Origin of the sequence: Blastococcus sp. CCUG 61487, from assembly GCF_005222955.1 — a bacterium.
Classification (GTDB): domain Bacteria; phylum Actinomycetota; class Actinomycetes; order Mycobacteriales; family Geodermatophilaceae; genus Blastococcus.
The window spans coordinates 1-2,268 of sequence record NZ_LWUA01000010.1; the positions used below are offsets into that span (position 1 = coordinate 1).

Annotated in this window: 2 protein-coding genes; both read left to right on the plus strand. The window is 72.2% G+C overall.

Annotation, left to right across the window (positions count from 1 at the left end; all coding sequences use genetic code 11):
* The coding region (locus A6V29_RS00925; RefSeq protein ID WP_212718910.1) for a hypothetical protein at positions 1-655 on the plus strand (655 nt) is incomplete at its 5' end.
* A complete protein-coding gene (locus A6V29_RS00930) occupies positions 655-2,253 on the plus strand; it encodes a ubiquitin family protein (protein WP_137158539.1) in 1,599 nt (532 codons plus the stop codon). The genes A6V29_RS00925 and A6V29_RS00930, both read left to right, overlap by 1 nt.
* The last annotated feature ends 15 nt before the right edge of the window (positions 2,254-2,268 follow it).

Genomic DNA, 2,268 nt, shown 5'->3' on the forward strand with positions numbered 1-2,268 from the left:
GAGGGCGGCCTCTGAGCTGCTGATCGAGAGCGAGGACTTCGCCCCGACGGGCGAGTGGGACTTCACCGGGGCCACGGTGCTGGGTGTCGGCGGCGAGGGCGGTGAGGGCGGCGTCTCCGACCACGGCGCTTTGACCGGCCTCGCCGACGACGACCACCCGCAGTACCTGACGCAGGGCCGCGGGGATGCCCGCTACGCGCAGACCACCGACCCACGCCTGTCGGACGCCCGCCCCCCGACCGCGCACGGCCACGCGGTCGCCGACCTCTCCGACTCCACCACGGTGGGCCGGTCGGTGCTCACCGCCGCCGACGCCGCAGCGGCGCGCACCGCCATCGGGGCCGGCACCTCCAACCTGGCGATCGGCACCACCTCAACGACGGCGAAGGCGGGCGACTACAGTCCTCCCGCCGACGCCGCCGCCGGCACCGCGTCCATGCGGACGCTCGGCACCGGGGCCACCCAGGCCGCCGCGGGCAACGATTCCCGCATCACCGGAGCGGCGGCGGCCAGCGGAGTCGAGGGCGTCAAGACCCACGACGGCACGGCCGGTGGCGGCACCCGCCCGACCGGGTTCGCCCGCGTCCGCTGGGTCGGTGGCACCACCCGGCCCACCAACATGGTGACCGGCGACGTGTGGGAGCACGACGCCTGATGGCCGTCCTGTACAGCGACGCCTTCACCGGCACCAACGGTGCCGCGCCCAACGCCGCCTGGACGATCCGCGGCAACACCGGCACCAGCTTCGGCGCCACCATCCAGAGCAACCGGATGCGGCTCACCACCCGCTCCGGCATGTCCTACCCAACCATCTCCGCCGACCTGCTCGGCCTCGCTGCCAAGGCCGACACGGAACAGACCGTCACCCTGTACCCGCCGACGCTCGCCACGAGCGTCGAGGGATACATGTTCGTCCGCGCCCGCTCCAACGGCGTGATCGGCAGCGACCAGTGGGCGCCGCAGACCGGCTACCAGCTGTGGCTGCAGAAGAACACTTCGGGCACGGTCGACGTCTTCCTGCGCCGCTACTCCGGCGGGGTGGAGACCGCGTTCGGGTCCGTCGGCAACCTGCCCGGCACCGCCTGGTCCCCCACGAACGGGCTCAAAGTGCGGTTCCGGGTCGCCGGCAACTCGATCATGGCGAAGGTGTGGGTCGCCAACACCGCCGAACCCGCCGACTGGACCGCCACCGCCACTGACGCCTCACCGCTGGCCGCCGGCTCGGCGGGCATCGTCGCCACCTCCGGCGCCGACTCGGTCAGCCGCTCCTTCGAGGTCGATGACTACAGCTACGCCGACGTGCCCACGGTGCCCACCGTGTCCGGCACGGTCGGCATCGCTCGCTACGAGCGCACCACCACCGCGGGCACCGATGTGTTCAAGTACGAGCTGCGCCCCGACCCGGCGTTCACCGGCGACCCCGGCATGACCTACCTGTACATGCCCGGCACCAAGCCGCCCGGCGCCACGGCGAAGCTGTGCATTGCCGTCCACGGCTGGCAGAACCACCCGTCGAACTTCCTCGACGTCCTCGGCAACGGCGGGGCGAAGAACCTCACCGACCTGCTCCTCGACGCCGGCTACATCGTGCTCGTGCCGCACTTCTCCGCGACGTTCGGCAACGCCGACGCGATGGCCCGGCTCGTCCGCAACCGCACCTACGCCTACGCCAACTGGACGATCACCGGCACGGTCATCCTCGGCTTCTCGATGGGCGGCGGCGTCGGACTCATCGCCGCGCACCGCAAGCCGTTCCCCGACCTTCGCGGCGTGCACGCCATCGCCTCCGCGATCGACCTTGTCCGGCTCGGCGGCCCGTCCAGCACCTACGAGCTGGCCCCGGACCTGCGCGCCGCGTACGGCACCGACGCGGCCGGGCTCGCCGCCGCCTCGGCCGCATACGACCCGCAGCAGCAGGACCCCACCAAGTACACCGGCGCCCGCATCCGCATCGTCACGTCGTCTGCCGACTCGTACAGCCTGCGCCCCGACGCGCAGGTGTTCCTGCCGAAGATCGCCCCGTACGCCGCCGAGGCTGTCGACATCGACTCGTCCCCGGCACTGCACGGCGACTTCGGACAGTGGGCGAACCCGGCGAACACCGTCGCCTGGTTCGACGCCGCCATCGCCGCCGGGCCGTGGGTTACCACCACCGGCCGGGTCGTGGACAGGTGGAACGGCACCGCGCTGGTTCGGCAGACCGTGGAACGGTGGAACGGCACCGCGCTCGTCGCACAACTAGCCGAACCCTGACCTCGCCCAGAGGGG

Coding starts and splice junctions, on each gene's coding strand:
- A6V29_RS00930 (WP_137158539.1), top strand. CDS start 655: ATGGCCGTCCTGTACAGCGACGCCTTCACCGGCACCAACGGTGCCGCG.